The sequence below is a fragment of the Microbacterium sp. ISL-103 genome (assembly GCF_018613995.1).
GTDB lineage: Bacteria > Actinomycetota > Actinomycetes > Actinomycetales > Microbacteriaceae > Microbacterium.
Map to the genome: position 1 here is coordinate 1 of NZ_JAGGPD010000361.1, position 2,266 is coordinate 2,266.

General features: G+C 68.0%; 2 protein-coding genes. Both read left to right on the top strand.

Translation table 11 applies throughout. The features are described 5' to 3' along the window. Positions 1-404: ABC transporter ATP-binding protein (locus J7E68_RS13320; protein WP_396652505.1), on the top strand; the 404-nt coding region annotated here is incomplete at its 5' end. Further along, positions 401-2,266: DUF6541 family protein (locus J7E68_RS13325; RefSeq protein ID WP_215173341.1), on the top strand; the 1,866-nt coding region annotated here is incomplete at its 3' end. The genes J7E68_RS13320 and J7E68_RS13325, both read left to right, overlap by 4 nt.

Below are 2,266 nucleotides of genomic sequence, written 5' to 3' on the forward strand. Positions count from 1 at the left end.
GCGAGAACGTGTTCCTGAACGCCGCGATCCTCGGCATGAAGCGTCACGAGATCGAAGCGCGCTACGACGAGATCGTCGCGTTCAGCGAGATCGAGCAGTTTATCGACCAGGAGGTCAAGCACTACTCCTCGGGCATGTTCATGCGGCTCGCGTTCTCGGTCGCCATCCACGTCGAGCTCGACGTGCTCCTGGTCGACGAGATCCTCTCGGTGGGCGACGCGCCGTTCCGAGAGAAGTGCCGCCTGAAGTTCGAAGAGCTCATCTCGCAGGGCAAGACCCTGGTCGTGGTCAGCCACGACATGGAGATGGTGCGCGAGCTGTGCACACGCGGCATCGTGATCAACAAGGGTGAGGTCGTGTACGACGGCGAGGTCGAGGGGGCGATAGCCCTGGTGGACGCGTGATCGCGGACTGGCTGGCGCAGACGCCGGTGCTGCTGATCGCGGCACTGGTCGTCTTCGTGCCCGGCGTGCTCGCCCTGCGTCTCGTCGGACTGCGGGGGCTGGCGCTCCTGGCAGCTGCGCCCCTGTTCAGCACCCTGGCCACCGCGGTCATCGCGCTGGTCTTCGGGGTGCTGGGCATCGCGTGGTCGCCCCTCAGCTGGGGCGTCGCGGTCCTCGTCCTCGTCGGAGCGGCGGCCCTTCTCGGCCGTCTCCTGGGCGGGACTCTCGACGAGCAGGTCAGAGGCGCGTCCCGGTGGGTCCTCCCGTCGGCGCTCGCGATCGGCGTGCTCTTCGGGGTCTGGCGACTCGCCTCGTACATCACCGATCCCGCAGGCATCTCGCAGACCAACGACGCGGTCTTCCACATGAACGCCGTGCGGTTCATCCTGGAGACCGCAGACGCCTCCTCTCTGCACGTGAACGGGGTGATCGGCGGCAGCTCGTTCTACCCTGCTGCGTGGCATGCGCTGGTCTCCCTCATCGTCGGGGTGACGGGTACGAGCATCCCGATCGCTGCGAACATGCTGACCATCGTGATCGGCGCCCTCATCTGGCCCTTCGGCATCGCGTGGCTCACACGGATCCTCACCGGCTCGACGGTCGTCTCGGCGTACGCGGCGGTGCTCTCCAGCGCTCTGCAGACCTTCCCGCTTCTGATGTTCCAGTGGGGTGTGCTCTTCCCGAACGCCCTGTCGACCGCGATGATCCCGGCGGCCGTCGCCCTCGTCATGTCGTTGCCTCGATGGGCGGGTGACCGCAGGCGCTGGCACACGGTGACCCGAGCGTGCCTGATCCTCGTCGTCGCGATCGGCGCCCTCGCGCTGTCTCAGCCGGCGGCGCTCCTTCCGTGGGCCGCGATCGTCCTCGTCTGGGGCACCGCACGTCTCATGTCCGATCGCCCCCTCTTCTCGGGAGTCCGTCGGTGGACTCTGGTGCTCGGCGCGTGGCTCGTGTTCGCCGTCATCTGGATCGTGCTCTCGCGCGGGACGAGCGGGTCGCACTGGCCTCCGTTCCGGGGCAAGTTCGAGGTGTTCCTCGACGTTCTCCTCAACGGCCAGCTGCGCATTCCGTTCGCCGTCGGCGTCAGCCTCCTCATGCTGCTCGGTCTCGTCGCGGCCTGGCGCGGGCGCCGCGCGCGGTGGTTCGTGTTCGCGTGGGCAGGCGTCTCGCTGCTCTACGTTCTGGTCGCCGCGATCGGAGCGCCGATCGTGCGGGAGAACATCCTCGGCGCCTGGTACGCGGATCCCTACCGGATCGCCGCCCTCGCACCTCTCGTGGTGATTCCCCTGGCGGCGATAGGTGCGAACTCCGTCGTCGAGGCGGCTACCCGATGGGTGCGTTCACGTCGCGCCCGGCGCGGGAACGGCGCACTGGGCGGCGCAAAGAGCGGCGCACTGTACGGCGTGATCGCCCTCACGGTCTTCATGCTCGTGCTGGTGCTCGTCCGCCCGGTCGCGATGCCCGCGTTCCTTCAGGGCACATTCGATCGGGAGTCGAGATACCTCTCGGTGAGCGACAGCTTCCTCTCACCTGACGAGCGGACGCTGCTGGAAGCCCTGGACGAGGAAGTGCCCGATGGGGCGCGTGTGCTCAGCAACCCGTCGACCGGCGCCGGCTTCGGCTACATGCTCAGCGGCGTCGACGTCTATCCGCGCACCTGGTCGGCTCCGAAGACAGACGCATGGCAGGTTCTCGCCTCTCGGCTGAGGGATGCGGGCACCGACAGCTCCGTCTGCGATGCCCTGAACGCGTACGGGGATCCCGAATACGTCCTCGACTTCGGCCCCGGGGAAGCCGCCCCCGGGCGGTCCGAGATGCCGGGC